This is a genomic window from Streptomyces sp. NPDC050509 (assembly GCF_044457965.1).
Lineage (GTDB): Bacteria > Actinomycetota > Actinomycetes > Streptomycetales > Streptomycetaceae > Streptomyces.
The window spans coordinates 1-15,567 of sequence record NZ_JBITHL010000001.1 but is presented as its reverse complement, the minus strand read 5'-3'; the positions used below and the strand labels follow the sequence as shown (position 1 = coordinate 15,567).

Here is a 15,567-nt window from a genome sequence, read left to right as displayed (position 1 = left end):
CCACCGCCCCGTACGGAGCCGAACTCCGCACGGAACGGGGCCGGTTGCCCGGGTCCGCGACGCGGGTGATCAGACTGTGGTCACGCCCGCGGGCAGACGCGTATCACGGCTAGTGTGTGCGGACCGTACGCGTCCACGCACCGAGCGATTTCAGGAAGGACCCTCTCCATGGCGGCAGAGACCGCGGACCGTCCCCACCACGCCCGGCAGAGCTCCCGCGGCCTGCCGGCCGGCGACGGACCCTCGTACTCCTTCGAGTTCTTCCCGCCGAAGACCGCGGCGGGCGAACGCACGCTGTGGAACGCGATCCGCCGGATCGAGGCGCTCGCGCCGTCCTTCGTGTCCGTGACCTACGGAGCCGGCGGCTCGTCGCGCGACCGGACCGTCGAGGTCACCAAGCGCATCGCCGCCGAGACGACACTGCGCCCGGTCGCCCACCTCACCGCCGTCGGCCACTCGGTGGCCGAGCTGCGCCACATCGTCGGCCAGTACGCGGACGCCGGGATCCGCGACGTACTCGCCCTGCGCGGCGACCCGCCCGGCGATCCGCGCGGCGCCTGGGTGCCCCACCCGGAGGGCTTCGCGCACGCCGATGAACTCGTCACCCTGATCAGGGAGCTGGGGGACTTCACGGTGGGCGTGGCCGCCTTCCCCGAGCGCCATCCGCGCTCCGCCGACTGGGAGAGCGACATCCGCCACTTCGTCGCCAAGTGCCGGGCGGGCGCCGACTACGCCATCACCCAGATGTTCTTCCACGTCGAGGACTATCTGCGGCTGCGCGACCGGGTCGTGGCGGCCGGCTGCACGACGCCGATCATCCCGGAGATCATGCCCGCCACGGACGTACGGCAGATCCGCCGCTTCGCGGAGCTCAGCGACGCGCGCTTCCCCGACGAACTGGCCGGACGGCTCGAAGCGGCCAAGGACCAGCCGGAGGAGGGCCACCGTATCGGCGTCGAGTACGCCACGGTGATGGCCGAGCGGCTGCTCGCCGAGGGCGCCCCCGGCCTGCACTACATCACCCTCAACCGCTCGACGGCCACGGCCGAGATCCACCAGAACCTCGGGGTGGGCGTACCGCGCGACCGCGCCCTGGCCGCCGCGCCCCACTGACGCGAAAGGACGGGGGACGGGCGGGGATCTCTCCCCGCCCGTCCCCCGTCCCCGTACAGAGGGCGGTGGAGTCCGGTCAGCTCACCGGGGCGGCCGGGGTCTTCTCGACGCCCTCCCCGCCCTGCCTGCCGGCCTCGGCCTCCTCGGCGAGCCGCTCCATCCCGCTGGTCGTCTTGAGCGGCTTCTCCTTGATGAAGACCACCGCGACCAGCGCGAGCGCGGCGAACGGCGCGGCGACGAGGAAGAGTTCCGCCGTCGCGACGCCGTAGGCGTGCTCCACGATCTCCCGCATGGGCGCGGGCAGCTTCGTCATGTCCGGTACGGCGCTCTCACCCGAGCCGCCGGCCGCGGCCTGGCCGCTCCCGCCCAGGCTCTTGGTCATCTCGGACGCCACCCGGTTGGCCAGGACGGCGCCCAGCACGCTCGTACCGATCGTGCCGCCCATGCTGCGGAAGAACGACAGGACGGACGTGGCCGCGCCCAGCTCCGAGGCCGGCACATCGTTCTGCGCCACCAGGACCAGGTTCTGCATCAGCAGGCCGACGCCGACGCCCAGGACGGCCATGTAGAGGCTGAGCAGTCCGAAGCCCGTGTCGGCGTCGATGGTGGCCAGCATCCCCAGACCGGCCGTCATGATCGCGGCGCCCGCGATCAGATAGACCTTCCACTTGCCGGTGGCGCTGATGACCTGTCCGGCGACGGTGGACGACACCAGCAGTCCGAGGATCATCGGCAGACCCATCAGACCGGCGACGGTCGGGGTCTTGCCCAGGGATATCTGGAAGTACTGGGAGAGGAAGACCGTGCCGCCGAACATGGCGACGCCGACCAGCAGGCTGGCGACCGTGGTCAGGGTGACGGTGCGGTTGCGGAAGATGTCCAGCGGGATGACCGGCTCGGGGACCCGGGCCTCCACGAAGACCGCGGCCACCAGCAGCAGCACACCCGTACCGGTGAGGGCGAAGGTCTGCCAGGACATCCAGTCGAAGTTGTTGCCCGCCAGGGAGGTCCAGATGAGCAGCGCGCTGACGCCCGCGACGATCAGGAACGCGCCCAGGTAGTCGATCTTCACCTCGCGGCGGACGGTGGGCAGCTTCAGTGTGCGCTGCAGTATCAGGATCGCGGCCAGCGCGAACGGCACCCCGATGAAGAAACACCAGCGCCAGCCGAGCCACGAGGTGTCCACCATGACACCGCCGACCAACGGCCCGGCGACCGTACCGACGGCGAAGACCGCGCCGAAGATGCCCGCGTACTTGCCGAGGCGGCGCGGCGGGATGACCGCGGCCATCACGATCTGGGCGAGGGCGGTCAGACCGCCCGCGCCGATGCCCTGGACGACCCGGCTGAAGATGAGCAGGCCGACGCCCTGCGAGAAGCCGGCCAGCAGCGAGCCGACGACGAACAGCGCGAGCGAGAGCTGGAGCAGCAGCTTCTTGTTGTAGAGGTCGGAGAGCTTGCCCCACAGGGGCACGGTCGCCGTCATGGCGAGCAGCTCGGAGGTGACCACCCACGTGTAGGAGGACTGGCTGCCGTGCAGGTCGGCGATGATCCGGGGCAGGGCGTTCGCCACCACCGTGCCGGCCAGGATCGCGACGAACATCCCGGCCATCAGACCGGACATGGCCTGGAGTATCTGACGGTTGGTCATGGAGGTCGGCGCCTGCTCCGGCGCCTCTGTAGCACTCACGGTGTCCTTCTTCGTGTTCATTCGGTTCGAGGCATGTGCGTCTGGAGATCAGCCGGCGGCCGGCGGCTCGGTCAGCCCGTCGGCGAGATGGCCGAAGACGCGCCGGAAGGTGTCGGGAAAGGAGTCCGAGTCGCCCTGGGCGCACCAGTATTCGATGGCGACCCGTACGGCCGTGGTGGCGACCGCGGCGAGCAGCCGGGGGTAGAGGCCGAGGTGCGAGGTGTCCGGGCCCTTGCCGCAGGATTCGGGCGGGGCCGGTGTCTTCCCGGTGCCGGGTGCCTCGGGGGTGTCCGGCTCCGGAGCGGGCGGTGAGCCGAGCCGTTCGGCGATCGTCCGCGCCAGTTGGTACTCCTCGGCGACATGGGCGCCCATGCCGCGCAGCAGCAGATGGGGCGAGCGGTGCAGCACCGTGCTCCGCAGGGCCCAGATCTCCTGGCTCTCCTCCACCTGGGTCAGTTCGGTGGCCAGCGCCTCGCGCACCACTTCTATGGCGGTCAGCCCGGCGGGCGCGTCGCGCACCGCGCGCCGTACCCGTTCTCCCACGGTGCGGTCGATCATGACGAACGCGTCGTCATGACTGTCGAAGTAGTTGAAGAACGTACGCGGGGAGACCCCGGCGGCTTCGCTGATCGCCTCCACGGTGACGTTCTCCGCCCCGTGTACGGCCGCGAGCCGCACGGCGGCCTCCGACAACGCCGTCCGGGTGGCCTGCTTCTTGCGCTCACGGAGACCGGGCGCCGCACCTTCACTCTGCACATCGTGCAGGGTATGCAAAAATGCACGGTCCGCAAAATTATTATCCGCTTCGTGACGCCGTAGCATGATCCGTATGGAGCAGCGCGCGTGGGACAGGGCAGGGCGGGTCGTCTCCGCCGTCGGACTCGGTACGTGGCAACTCGGCGCGGACTGGGGCGAGGTGGCCGAATCGGACGCCTTCGCCGTCCTGGACGCGGCCGTCGAGTCGGGTGTCACGTTCTTCGACACGGCGGACGTGTACGGCGACGGGCGCAGTGAGCGGCTCATCGGCCGCTACCTGAAGGACCGCCCCGACGCCGGGGTGTTCGTCGCGACCAAGATGGGGCGGCGCGCCGAGCAGCGTCCCGAGAACTACACCCTGGCGAACTTCCGCGCCTGGAACGACCGTTCGCGCGCGAACCTCGGGGTCGACACGCTGGACTACGTACAGCTCCACTGCCCGCCCACGCCCGTGTACGCGTCCGACGAGGTCTTCGACGCGCTCGACACCCTGGTCGGGGAGGGGCGGATCGCGGCGTACGGCGTGAGTGTCGAGACCTGCGCCGAGGCGCTCACCGCCCTCGCGCGTCCCGGTGTCGCGGGTGTGCAGATCATCCTCAACCCGTTCAGGACCAAGCCGCTGGAGGAGGTCGTGCCGGCCGCCCGCGCGGCGGGTGCCGCGATCATCGCGCGGGTGCCGCTCGCCTCGGGGCTGCTCTCCGGCCGGTACACGAAGGACACGGTCTTCGCCGCCGACGACCACCGTGCGTACAACCGGCACGGCGAGGCGTTCGACCAGGGCGAGACGTTCTCGGGCGTCGACTACGGGACGGGGCTGGCCGCCGCGGTCGAGTTCGCCGGGCTGGCGCCCGAGGGCGTGACGCCCGCGCAGACCGCGCTGCGCTGGATCGCCCAGCAGCCCGGGGTCACCAGCGTGATCCCCGGCGCCCGCTCCGTCGAGCAGGTCCGCGCCAACGCGGCGGCCGGTGCGCAGGAGCCCCTGCCGCCCGCCACCCTGGACGCGGTACGGGAGCTGTACGACCGCCGTCTGCGCGCCTCGGTCCACGGACGCTGGTAGGGGCGAAAGGGTGATTGTGGGCCGAACGCGGTCCGATCGCGCGGCGCGGACGCAAGAGTTGGTCGTTTCTGTGGCTGTATCGCGTCGCGCCCTGTAGCGTCTTGATCAAGCTGTCGTGGTTCCGAAGTACCGCTCGCCCGTGACGTGCCGTCACGGGCGTTTGTGCTGTTCAGCGTCTCTAAGGACCAAGGCGATCACCTCCGGTTCCCGTACCGTGCGGGAACCATGCGTCCCTTGAATTGGAGACTCATCATGGCCAGTGGAACAGTGAAGTGGTTCAACTCGGAAAAGGGTTTCGGCTTCATCGCCCAGGACGGCGGCGGTCCGGACGTGTTCGCGCACTACTCGAACATCGCGACCTCCGGCTTCCGTGAGCTGCAGGAGGGCCAGAAGGTCACCTTCGACGTCACGCAGGGCCAGAAGGGCCCGCAGGCGGAGAACATCCTTCCCTCCTGAACCGGGGAACAGGGCGCCGGCCCGGTGGACTCACCTCCACCGGGCCGGCGCCCGCCGCGTTGTACGGGGCCGCAGTCGGCTGTGCCCCCACCGGGACCGGGTCAGGCGGCGGCCTCCCGCGTGTGCGGCGCCGTGGTGTCCCCGCCCCCGGGCAGGGCGAGGTTCCAGGCGGTGATCACCGGGCGGTCGTGCTCGGTGCCCAGCCGCGAGACGGTACCGGTCGCGAGCCGGAACAGCGCGCCGGCCGCGGGCGCCAGCCCGAGGTAGCGCGCGGTCAGCACACGCAGGAAGTGCCCGTGCGCGACGAGCGCGACATCCGCCCCGTCCGCCGAGTCCAGCGCCGCCAGCGCCTCGGTGAGGACGCGGTCGGCGCGGTGCCCCACCTCGCCGGGGCCCTCGCCGGGCTGATCGGCGGGGCCGGGGACGACACCGTCGGTCCACAGGTCCCAGTCGGGGCGCGTGCGGTGGATCTCGACGGTCGCGATGCCCTCGTACCCTCCGTAGTTCCACTCCCGCAGATCCGGTTCCACCCGGTACGGGGCGAGACCGGCCAGCTCGGCGGTGCGCCGCGCGCGGGCCATGGGGCTGACGAACGTGACGCCGATCCGGCGCTCGCGCAGCAGCGGCGCCAGCGAACGGGCCTCGTCCTCGCCGTGCCCGGTCATCGGCAGATCGGTGTAGCTGGTGTGCTGACCGGACAGGGACCAGGCGGTCTCCCCGTGCCGTACCAGGATCAACTCGCCCATGGCTGACGCCCACCTTCCTGTTCGCCGCGCTCGCGCCGTGGTGGCCGCGCGGATCCGAAGGGAAGAACCCGGCGGGCCGTGATCGCATTCCGTCGGGCCCAGTGTCTCGTGTTCCCGCCCCGGTGACCCGGCGGGAATGCCGCCGGTGGTCGTCGCGTTACACCGGTGTGCCGCTTGACGGACATGACATCCAGTTCCGTGTCCGGCGTGAGCGTCCAGGACCACCGAGGAAGGAATCCCGCATGAAGCCTCGTATCCACCCCGTCTCCCGTCCGGTCGTCTTCCGGGATCGCGCCGGGGGAGTGGCCTTCCTGACGCGCTCCACCGCGGAGTCGGAGCGGCGTGTCGAGTGGGAGGACGGGAACACGTACCCCGTCATCGACGTGGAGATCTCCTCCGCGAGCCATCCCTTCTACACCGGCACCGGCCGTGTGGTGGACACCGCGGGCCGGGTGGAGCGCTTCGAGCGCCGCTATGGCAAGGACGGCGCCGCCCGGCGCGGCTGACCGTATCCGCCCGTATCCACTCGATATCCACCCGGTATCCGCCCGTATCCGCTCGGGAGGAGCCCGACGCGCAGGACCGTCGGCCAAGAGCCGGGCGGGAGGCCCGAACAGGGTCTCCCGCCCGGCTCTTCGTGTGTCAGACGGCGGCGCCGCGCGAGGTGACGGCCCGCACGAGAGGGGCCAGTTCGGGGTTCTTCGCCGCCTCGTCCAGGGCCTCGCGCAGCGCGGTGTCGTTGGTGGGGCGTGCCTCGGCGAGCAGCCGCAGTCCCGCCTCGCTCACATTGGTGTAGATGCCGCGCCGGTCGGTCGGGCAGAGGTAGCGCGTGAGCAGCCCCCGGTCCTCCAGCCGGGTGACCAGCCGGGTGGTCGCGCTCTGGCTGAGGACGACGGCCTCGGCGACCTGCTTCATCTGGAGATGACCGCCCTCGCCGTCGTGCTGGCGGCTGAGGACGTCCAGCAGGGAGTACTCCCGGACGCTGAGATCGTGCCCCGTCTGGAGCGCCCGCTCGATGTGCGCCTCGATCCTGCCGTGCAGCAGGGAGAGCGCGCACCAGCCCTGGGCGAGCCCGGTGAGCGCGGTGTCCGTGGCGGTCATGGCTTCCTCCTGCGTACGGGTCGAGGACTCCAGGATAGGACACCTCTGCAATAGAGCGCGTTTGCAAGTAGTCGGCGTCTGCAAGTATTGTCAACGCTTGTAAGAAGCTCACGCAATCGTTCGGGCCGTCGTCCGGAAAGGTGACATCCATGCCACTCGCGCTCCTCGCGCTGGCCGTCGGCGCATTCGGGATCGGGACCACCGAGTTCGTGATCATGGGGCTGCTCCCCGAGGTGGCCGACGCCTACGGCGTGCCGATCCCCACCGCCGGGTTCCTGGTCAGCGGCTACGCGCTCGGGGTGGTCGTGGGCGCGCCGCTGATGACCGTCCTCGGCACCCGGATCCCCCGCAAGCGGATGCTGATGCTGCTGATGGGGCTCTTCGTCGCGGGCAACACGCTCTCCGCGCTCGCCCCCACCTTCGGGGTGATGCTCACGGGCCGGGTCGTCGCCTCACTCGCCCACGGGGCGTTCTTCGGGATCGGCTCCGTCGTCGCCGCGAACATGGTCGCTCCGAGCAGGAAGGCCGGCGCCATCGCGATGATGTTCACGGGGCTGACCGTCGCCAATGTCGTCGGCGTACCCCTCGGCACCTTCATCGGCCAGCACGCGGGCTGGCGGGTCACCTTCCTCGCCGTCGCGGGGCTCGGGGTGCTGGGACTCGCGGGCATCGCCCGGTTCGTACCGGAGCAGCCCAGGGCCGAGGGGGTACGGCTGCGCCACGAACTCGCCGCCTTCCGTAACGTACAGGTGCTCCTCGCCATGGCGATGACCGTGCTGGGCTTCGGCGGGGTCTTCGCCGCGATCACCTACATCACCCCGATGATGACCCGGGCCGCCGGATTCGCGGACACGTCCGTCACCTGGCTGCTGGCGCTCTTCGGCCTCGGCATGGTCGGCGGCAACCTGATCGGCGGCCGGCTGGCCGACCGCCGGCTGATGCCGCTGCTCCAGGTCTCCCTCGGCGCGCTCTCCGTCGTCCTGGCGCTGTTCACCCTCACGGCCCACAACAAGGTCACGGCCGCCGTGACGCTCGTGCTGATCGGGGCCCTCGGCTTCGCGACCGTACCCCCGCTCCAGAAGCGCGTCCTCGACCAGGCGTCCGCCGCCCCGACCCTGGCGTCCGCCGTCAACATCGGCGCGTTCAACCTGGGCAACGCGCTGGCCGCGTGGCTCGGGGGACTCGTCATCGCCGCCGGACACGGCTACACCGCCCCGAACTGGGTGGGCGCCGCGCTGGCCGCCTCCGCGCTCGTCCTCGCCGTCGTCTCGGCGGCGCTGGAGCGCCGTACGCCGGCTGCCGACCGCTCGCAGCGCGAGACGGTGACGTCGTCGGTACGTTGAGAGCCGGTGTGTCCGTTCCCTCCCCTTTCTCCGCCTCTCCGGAGAACCACACCCGACAGGCCGGTCCGGCGGACCGGACCGGAAGAAAAGGAAACACCATGACCTCCGTCCCCCACGTCGTCCTCAACAACGGCGTCAAGATCCCGCAGCTCGGCTTCGGTGTCTTCCAGGTCGACGACGCACAGACCACCGACGCGGTCCTCGCCGCACTGGAAACGGGCTACCGCTCCGTCGACACGGCCGCCGTCTACGGCAACGAGCCCGGTGTCGGCCGCGCGCTCGCCTCCTCGGGGGTGCCGCGCGACGAGCTGTTCGTCACCACCAAGCTCTGGAACGACGACCAGGGGTACGACGCGGCCCTCACCGCCTTCGACACGAGTCTGGCCAAGCTCGGCCTCGACCGGGTGGACCTGTACCTCATCCACTGGCCCACCCCCGAGCGCGACCGCTACGTCGACACCTGGCGCGCGCTGGAGAAGCTGCTGGTGGACGGCAGGACCCGCGCCATCGGCGTGTCCAACTTCCAGCCCGCCCACCTCCAGCGGCTGCTGGACGAGACGGGGATCGTTCCCGCCGTGAACCAGATCGAACTGCACCCCGGCCTGCAGCAGGCCGTACTGCGCGACTTCCACGCCCAGCACGACATCGCGACCGAGGCCTGGAGCCCGCTGGCGCAGGGCGCGCTGCTCAAGGACGCGACGATCACGGAGATCGCCCGGCGTCTGGGCAGGACACCCGCCCAGGTGGTGCTGCGCTGGCACCTCCAGATCGGGAACATCGTGATCCCCAAGTCCGCCACCCCCGCGCGGATCCGGGAGAACTTCGACGTCCTCGGCTTCGAACTGTCCGCCGACGACCTCGACGCGCTGACCGCGCTCGACCGCGGCATGCGCACGGGCCCGGACCCCGACACCCTCAACTGACCCGGACGCGGGGCCGGTTCCGCGGGCGTACGCACCCGAGGAACCGGCCCCGCCGCGCGCCGGGCGGCGGTGTCAGGCGCCGTCCTCCGGATTCCAGTCCAGCAGGCGCACCTTCGCCACCGTCCGCACATGGCGGCGCATCGCGGCGGCGGCCGCCTTGCCCCGCCGGCCCTCGATCGCCTCAAGGATCGCGCGGTGCTGCGCCAGCGACCGCGCGGGGCGGCCGGGCTGGCGCAGGGACTCATGGCGGCTCTCCGTGATCTGCTCGGAGATGGAACGCATGAACTCCGCGAGCAGGGTGCTGTGCGCGGCGGCCGTCACCGCGGCGTGGAAGAGACGGTCGCCCTCGGCGCCGTGGCCGCCCGCCGCGATCTCCGCCTCCATGTGCCCCAGCGCGTCGTGCAGCGCGGCCAGATCCGGCGAGGTGTGCCGCTCGGCGGCGAGTTCGGCGAGCTTGGTCTCCAGGGCCTCGCGGGCCTCCAGCACGTCGGGGAGCCGGCGCCTGCGCTCCACCAGCCGCTCGACCGGCTCCGGGTCGAGACTGTCCTTGCGCAGATACGTGCCGCCGCCGTGCCGCACCTCGACCAGCCCCTGGACCTCCAGGACCACGATCGCCTGCTTGACGGAGGCGCGGCTGACGCCGAGCCGCTGCGCCAGTTCGCGTTCGGGCGGCAGTCGGTCGCCCGAGCCGAGCCGCCCCTCGGTGACATAGCTGCGCAGCCGGTCGAGGACCTGCTCGTACAGGCGTGGCCGGGCCATCGGCCGCAGGGCCCCTCGTTCGTCGGACATCCGCCACGCCCCTCCCGGTCCCCTGGCGCGCCAGCCTAACACTGGGCGGTCAAGTGGCTGAGCCAATTCCTGTCCGATCCCTTGACGCCCGTCCCGGTCGACGGCCAATGTGGTCCAGCCACTTGGCCAGTGGTCCAATCAGCCGCTCGACCCCCTTGGCCTGCCCGCCAGTCGGTCGTCGACCCCTTCCCCTCCGTATCGAGGGACCCAGGGACGGGAGCCCGCGCCATGTCCGCCGAACTGATCTCGATTCTTGTGCTGGTGGTGGTCTTCGTGATCGCCACCACCCGGTCCATCAACATGGGAGCGCTCGCCTTCGCCGCCGCGTTCGGCGTCGGGGAACTCGTCGCCGGTCTCGACGCGAAGGGCATCTTCGCCGGCTTCCCCGGCGATCTCTTCGTCGTGCTCGTCGGCGTCACGTACCTCTTCGCGATCGCCCGCGCCAACGGCACCACGGACTGGCTCGTCCATGCCGCGATCCGGCTGGTACGCGGGAGGATCGCCCTGATCCCGTGGGTGATGTTCGCGATCACCGCCCTGCTGACCGCGATCGGAGCCGTCTCCCCGGCGGCCGTCGCGATCGTCGCGCCGATCGCGCTGAGCTTCGCCGCGCGCTACGGCATCAGCCCCCTGCTCATGGGCGCCATGGTCGTGCACGGGGCCCAGGGCGGCGGATTCTCGCCGATCAGCATCTACGGAACGATCGTCAACGGCATCGTCGAGCGCGAGAAGCTCCCGGGCAGCCCGCTCACCCTCTTCCTCGCCTCGCTCGCGGCCAATCTCGTCATCGCCGGGATCGTCTTCGTCTGCTGCGGCGGGCTCGCGCTGCGCGGTACCCAGCCCGAGCCGGACTCGGGCGGCGCGCAGGACAAGGAAGGCACGGACGGCAAGGAGCGTGCGGGAGAGGCGGGTTCACGGCTCACCCCCGCCCGTACGGCCACGCTCGCGGCCCTGGTGGCGCTCGTCGTCGCCGTCCTCGCCTTCGATCTCGACGCCGGACTCTGCGCCATCACCCTCGCCGTCCTCCTCAGCGCCTGCTGGCCCGACACCAGCCGCAAGGCCGTCGGGGAGATCGCCTGGCCGACCGTGCTGCTGATCTGCGGCGTCCTCACGTACGTCGGTGTCATGGAGGAGATGGGCACGATCGACTACGCGGGCAACGCCGTCGGCGGTATCGGCATACCGCTCCTCGCCGCCGTACTGCTCTGCTACATCGGCGCGATCGTCTCCGCGTTCGCCTCCTCCGTCGGCATCATGGGCGCGCTCATCCCGCTCGCCGTGCCCTTCCTCGCCCAGGGCGAGATCGGCGCGATCGGCATGATCACGGCGCTCGCCATCTCGGCGACCGTCGTCGACGTCAGCCCCTTCTCCACCAACGGCGCCCTGGTGCTGGCCGCCGCGCCCGATGTCGACCGTGAGCGTTTCTTCCGGCAGCTCATGGTCTACGGAGGGATCGTGGTGGCGGTGGTACCCGCCGCTGTCTGGCTGCTGCTGGTGGTGCCAGGCTTCGGATGACCGGTCAGACCCGTCCACAGCAAGGAGAACGACGCGTGTCCCCTCTCTTCCCGGCCCTGGCCGCCCGCTCGCAGCGCCCCGCGCTCCGGTTCGGCGACCGCACCCTCACCCATGCCGAACTGGCCGACGCGGCCGGCTCCCTGGCCCGCCGGCTCACCGGCGAGCGGCGGGTCGCGGTCTGGGCCACCCCCACCCTCGGCACGGCGGTGGGGGTGGTGGCGGCGCTGCTGGCCGGGGTTACGGTCGTCCCCGTCAACCCCAGGAGCGGCGAGAAGGAACTCGCCCACATCGTCGCGGACAGCGCCCCCACCCTCGTCCTTGCTGAGCCCGGCGTCGCGCTGCCGCCCGCGCTCGCCGCACTGGCCCGCGTCGACGCCACCGCGGACGCGCCGCAGGACGGGAGGGGGGACGCGACCGGGACCCTCCCCGAACCCTCGCCGGAGGCCCCCGCGCTGATCGTCTACACCTCGGGCACCACCGGGCCGCCCAAGGGCGCCGTCCTGCCCCGCCGCGCCCTCACCGCCACCCTCGACGCGCTGGAGGACGCCTGGCAGTGGACCGCCGACGACGTACTGGTCCACGCGCTGCCCCTGTTCCACGTCCACGGACTGATCCTCGGCATCCTCGGCCCGCTGCGCCGGGGCGGCTCCGTGACCCACCTCGGACGGTTCGACACCGCGGGCGTCACCCGGGAGCTCTCCTCGGGCGCCACCATGCTGTTCGGCGTGCCCACGATGTACCACCGCATCGCCGAGGCGCTCGCCGACGACCCCGCGCTCGCCGAGGCGCTGGCCGGCGCGCGGCTGCTGGTGTCGGGCTCGGCGGCGCTGCCCGTCCACGACCACCGGCGGATCGCCGCGGCGACCGGCCGCCGGGTCGTCGAGCGGTACGGCATGACGGAGACCCTGATGAACACCAGCGTCCGCGCGGACGGCGAACCGCGCGCCGGTACGGTCGGCGTCCCGCTGCGCGGCGTCGAACTGCGGCTGGTCGACGAGGCGGGCGCCGCCATCGCGGCGTACGACGGCGAGAGCGTCGGCGAGATCCAGGTCCGCGGCCCGAACCTCTTCACGGAGTACCTGAACCGCCCCGGCGCGACCGAAGCGGCCTTCACCGACGGCTGGTTCCGCACCGGCGACATGGCGATCAGGGACCCCGACGGCTATGTCCGCATCGTCGGCCGCAAGGCCACCGACCTGATCAAGAGCGGCGGTTACAAGATCGGCGCGGGCGAGATCGAGAACGTCCTGCTGGAGCATCCCGGGGTACGGGAGGCCGCCGTCACCGGCGAGCCCGACCCGGACCTCGGCGAGCGGATCGTCGCCTGGATCGTGCCCGCGCGCCCCGAAACCCCGCCGACGGAGAAGGAGTTGGCCGACCATGTCGCCGGGCAGCTCGCCGCGCACAAGCGCCCGCGCACCGTGCGCTACCTGGAGGCGCTGCCGCGCAACGACATGGGGAAGATCATGAAGCGGGCGCTCCATGGCTGAGCCGCGCGGCGCGCGGGCGGCGATCGCGGCGGTCGTCGGCGCGGACGCCGGATCGTTCACCGAACTTCCCCCGCCCGAGGGCGCGTTCCCGCCGGACGGGCCGCTCGGCTGGGAGGGGTACGACGCCGCGCGGGCCCGCGCGGCGGAGCGTACCGGCGAGCGGGAGTCCGTCGTCTGCGGCACCGGCCGGATCGGCGCCACCGAAGCGGTCGTCATCTCCTTCGAGTTCGGCTTCCTCGGCGGATCCCTCGGCGAGCGCACCGGCGACCGGCTGGAGGCCGCGTACCGCCACGCGCGCGAGCGGCGGCTGCCGGTCGTCTCACTGATCGCGACCGGCGGCAGCCGGATGCAGGAGGGCATGCGCGCGCTGCTCCAACTCCAGCGCGTGGCACGCCACTGTGCGCTCACCCGGGCCGCCGGGCTCGCCCAGCTCGCGGTGGTGCGCGACCCGACGACCGGCGGCGGCTGGGCCACCCTGGGCGCGGGCGCCGATGTCGTCCTCGCGCTGCCCGGCGCCCAGATCGGCTTCGCGGGGTCACGGGTGCGCCCGGCGGACGCCGATCCGTACGCGTACACCGCCGAGGCCCAGCTCGCCGCCGGCCAGATCGACGCGGTGGTGGACGAGGACGGACTGGGCGCGGCGGTCGGACGCTGGCTGGCGCTGCTCACCGGAGGCGCGACGGAGACGGCCGGTGGGTGGGCCGACGGCGCGGCGCCGCCGCCCGCCGCGCTCGGTGACGCCCCTTCCGCCGCCACCGGATGGGACGCGGTCCTGGCGGCCAGGTCGCCCGAACGGCCGCGCGCCGCCGCCTACTTGGACGCCTACTTCGACCACAGGGAGGAGATCCGCGGCGACCGCTGCGGCGGTACGGACCCCGGAATGCTCTGCGGTTTCGGCCGCCGGGAGGGGCGGACGGTCGCCTACGCCGCGCAGTGCGGCACCGCCACGCTCCCGGCCGGATACCGTACGGCCGCCCGGCTGATCCGGCTCGCGGAACGGCTGGGCGTCCCCGTCCTGACCCTGGTGGACACCCCGGGCGCGGCCAACGACGCGCGGGCGGAGCGCGCGGGGGCGGGCGCCGCCATCGCGGACCTCTTCGCGGCCGTGGCCACCGCCCGGGTCCCCGTCACCACCCTGCTGATCGGCGAGGGCGGCTCGGGCGGCGCGCTCGCCCTGTCGGCCCCGGACAACACCTGGGCCACACCGGACAGTTACTTCTCCGTCATCGCACCCGAACTCGCCACCGCCATCCTCAAACGGGATCCCGGGCACACTCGCGCGACGGCGGACCAACTCCGGCTGAGGCCCCAGGATCTGGTGTCCCTGGGAGTGGTTCGCGGCATCGTTCCGGGACGGAACGGGCCGGACCGGGCGGACAGCCGGGCCCCGGGGGCCGGGTGAGAGGGCCGATTCTCATGGGCCTCTCACCAGCCTTTCAGACAATATGCCTAAGCTGAGGGTCGTGACTTATTCGACGCCGCCCGGCTGGCATCCCGATCCGGGGCACACAGGTGACGGTCCGCGCCAGGAACGATGGTGGGACGGGTCCGCGTGGACCGACGAACTCCGCGCCACGCCCACCGGCCAGTGGGACCCACCGGCCGCACCGCCCTACCCCCTGGCACCTCCACCGGTACCGCGCAACAACGGGCGGCGGATCGCACTCGGGGCGACCGCCGCGGTCGTGGCACTGGCCATCGCGGGCGGCTTCTACGTGCTCGGACGCGACGGCGGAACCGACGACGCCGCGGGCAGGGCAGGCTCCGGCTCCGCGCCGTCCACCGCACCCTCCCTGCCGGGGCAGGGCTCCCCGGCCCCCGACGGTCCTGGCGGGTCGGGCGGATCGGGCGGATCGGGCGGCGGCGAGAGCGGCGCGCCCGGGCAGCCGCAGACCGAGGACGGCTACGCCACCGACGGCGCCAGCGGCATCAGCATCCCCGTACCGGACGGCTGGACCGGCGAGTCAGGACCGGTCGGCGCCGGGGTGACCACCGGGAAGTACGACTGCCCCGGGGACACCTCGCAGTCCTGCGTACGGGGCGGTGTGTTCTCCGTTCCCGCGGTCGCGCTGAAGATCACCGCCACCACGGCCAAGGCGGCGGCCGAGCAGGACATCGACACCAACGCCAAGGAGTCGTACGGCGGTACGACCTACGGCAAGATCTCCTCGCACGAGCAGCTCAGGTCGGAGGCGGTCACCGTCGCCGGGCAGAAGGGCTATGTGGTGCGGTGGAAGGTGGTCACGAGCAAGGGCGACGACGGCTACGTGCAGTCGCTGGCCTTCCCCTCCCCGTCCTCGCCGGACCTGCTGGTCGTGGTCCGCTCCGGCTTCGACGTCCATGACAAGGCGCCCGGGCTGTCCGTCATGGACGAGATCACCCAGGGGATCAAGAAGGCCGCGGGGACCGGCGCCGGCGGAACCGGCCGGGGGGTCTGACCGCACTTCACCCCTCGTACGGAGCGGTGGGGGGGGGCGCCGCGCCCGGCCCCCCCCCCCCCCCCGGCCGCCGGGCCCGGGCCCCGCCCGGCCCCCCCGCCCGCCCCCCGCCCGAAGGGGTTGTGTCCGGGGGGGGGGGGGTGGCCGGCG

Annotated in this window: 15 protein-coding genes; 10 read left to right on the top strand and 5 right to left on the bottom strand. The window is 72.2% G+C overall.

The genetic code is table 11. From position 1 onward, the window contains the following. Positions 1–168: 168 nt before the first annotated feature. Positions 169–1,113 (top strand): methylenetetrahydrofolate reductase [NAD(P)H], encoded by a 945-nt coding sequence (gene metF / locus ACIBJC_RS00075; protein ID WP_399285637.1) that lies wholly within the window; start codon positions 169–171, stop codon positions 1,111–1,113. A gap of 76 nt (positions 1,114–1,189) precedes the next feature. Here metF and ACIBJC_RS00070 read toward each other — a convergent pair whose 3' ends face one another. Both ACIBJC_RS00070 and ACIBJC_RS00065 read right to left on the bottom strand, forming a co-directional pair. Continuing rightward, entirely contained in the window at positions 1,190–2,764 is a 1,575-nt protein-coding gene (locus ACIBJC_RS00070) for a DHA2 family efflux MFS transporter permease subunit (protein ID WP_399288000.1), read from the bottom strand. 87 nt (positions 2,765–2,851) lie between these two features. Next, positions 2,852–3,568 (bottom strand): TetR/AcrR family transcriptional regulator, encoded by a 717-nt coding sequence (locus tag ACIBJC_RS00065; protein ID WP_399287997.1) that lies wholly within the window; start codon positions 3,566–3,568, stop codon positions 2,852–2,854. Positions 3,569–3,623: 55 nt separating this feature from the next. On the opposite strand from ACIBJC_RS00065, the gene ACIBJC_RS00060 reads away from it, so the two are divergent. Both ACIBJC_RS00060 and ACIBJC_RS00055 read left to right on the top strand, forming a co-directional pair. Beyond that, complete coding sequence (locus ACIBJC_RS00060) at positions 3,624–4,616, top strand: aldo/keto reductase (RefSeq protein WP_399285635.1); 993 nt, start codon at positions 3,624–3,626, stop codon at positions 4,614–4,616. 252 nt (positions 4,617–4,868) lie between these two features. After that, a complete protein-coding gene (locus ACIBJC_RS00055) occupies positions 4,869–5,072 on the top strand; it encodes a cold-shock protein (RefSeq protein ID WP_041994569.1) in 204 nt (67 codons plus the stop codon). Between the two features lie 101 nt (positions 5,073–5,173). On the opposite strand, the gene ACIBJC_RS00050 is transcribed toward ACIBJC_RS00055, so the two are convergent. Next, positions 5,174–5,818, bottom strand: a complete 645-nt coding sequence (locus tag ACIBJC_RS00050) for a histidine phosphatase family protein (RefSeq protein ID WP_399285633.1) — start codon at positions 5,816–5,818, stop codon at positions 5,174–5,176. Between the two features lie 242 nt (positions 5,819–6,060). Between ACIBJC_RS00050 and ACIBJC_RS00045 the strand changes: the two genes are divergently transcribed. Beyond that, positions 6,061–6,324: a type B 50S ribosomal protein L31 gene (locus ACIBJC_RS00045; protein ID WP_399285631.1), complete on the top strand. Its 264-nt coding sequence runs from the start codon at positions 6,061–6,063 to the stop codon at positions 6,322–6,324. A 136-nt stretch (positions 6,325–6,460) separates the two neighbouring features. Here the strand turns inward: ACIBJC_RS00045 and ACIBJC_RS00040 are convergent, their stop codons facing one another. Continuing rightward, positions 6,461–6,919, bottom strand: a complete 459-nt coding sequence (locus tag ACIBJC_RS00040) for a MarR family winged helix-turn-helix transcriptional regulator (RefSeq protein ID WP_399285628.1) — start codon at positions 6,917–6,919, stop codon at positions 6,461–6,463. Between the two features lie 149 nt (positions 6,920–7,068). Here ACIBJC_RS00040 and ACIBJC_RS00035 point away from each other — a divergent pair, with 149 nt between their 5' ends. Together ACIBJC_RS00035 and ACIBJC_RS00030 are read left to right on the top strand one after the other, a co-directional pair. Then, positions 7,069–8,262, top strand: a complete 1,194-nt coding sequence (locus ACIBJC_RS00035) for an MFS transporter (RefSeq protein ID WP_399285626.1) — start codon at positions 7,069–7,071, stop codon at positions 8,260–8,262. A gap of 98 nt (positions 8,263–8,360) precedes the next feature. Continuing rightward, a complete protein-coding gene (locus ACIBJC_RS00030; RefSeq protein ID WP_399285624.1) occupies positions 8,361–9,185 on the top strand; it encodes an aldo/keto reductase in 825 nt (274 codons plus the stop codon). 72 nt (positions 9,186–9,257) lie between these two features. Here ACIBJC_RS00030 and ACIBJC_RS00025 read toward each other — a convergent pair whose 3' ends face one another. After that, on the bottom strand, positions 9,258–9,974 hold the full coding sequence (locus tag ACIBJC_RS00025; protein WP_399285623.1) for a FadR/GntR family transcriptional regulator: 717 nt from the start codon (positions 9,972–9,974) through the stop codon (positions 9,258–9,260). Between the two features lie 228 nt (positions 9,975–10,202). Here ACIBJC_RS00025 and ACIBJC_RS00020 point away from each other — a divergent pair, with 228 nt between their 5' ends. The 4 genes from ACIBJC_RS00020 (at position 10,203) to ACIBJC_RS00005 (ending at position 15,417) form a co-directional block, all read left to right on the top strand. Further along, positions 10,203–11,489: an SLC13 family permease gene (locus ACIBJC_RS00020; RefSeq protein WP_399285621.1), complete on the top strand. Its 1,287-nt coding sequence runs from the start codon at positions 10,203–10,205 to the stop codon at positions 11,487–11,489. Positions 11,490–11,524: 35 nt separating this feature from the next. After that, positions 11,525–12,979 (top strand): acyl-CoA synthetase, encoded by a 1,455-nt coding sequence (locus ACIBJC_RS00015; RefSeq protein WP_399285619.1) that lies wholly within the window; start codon positions 11,525–11,527, stop codon positions 12,977–12,979. After that, on the top strand, positions 12,972–14,381 hold the full coding sequence (locus tag ACIBJC_RS00010; protein WP_399285617.1) for a carboxyl transferase domain-containing protein: 1,410 nt from the start codon (positions 12,972–12,974) through the stop codon (positions 14,379–14,381). The genes ACIBJC_RS00015 and ACIBJC_RS00010 overlap by 8 nt, the downstream gene beginning before the upstream one ends. A gap of 61 nt (positions 14,382–14,442) precedes the next feature. Continuing rightward, entirely contained in the window at positions 14,443–15,417 is a 975-nt protein-coding gene (locus ACIBJC_RS00005) for a DUF2510 domain-containing protein (protein WP_399285615.1), read from the top strand. Positions 15,418–15,567 lie beyond the last annotated feature (150 nt).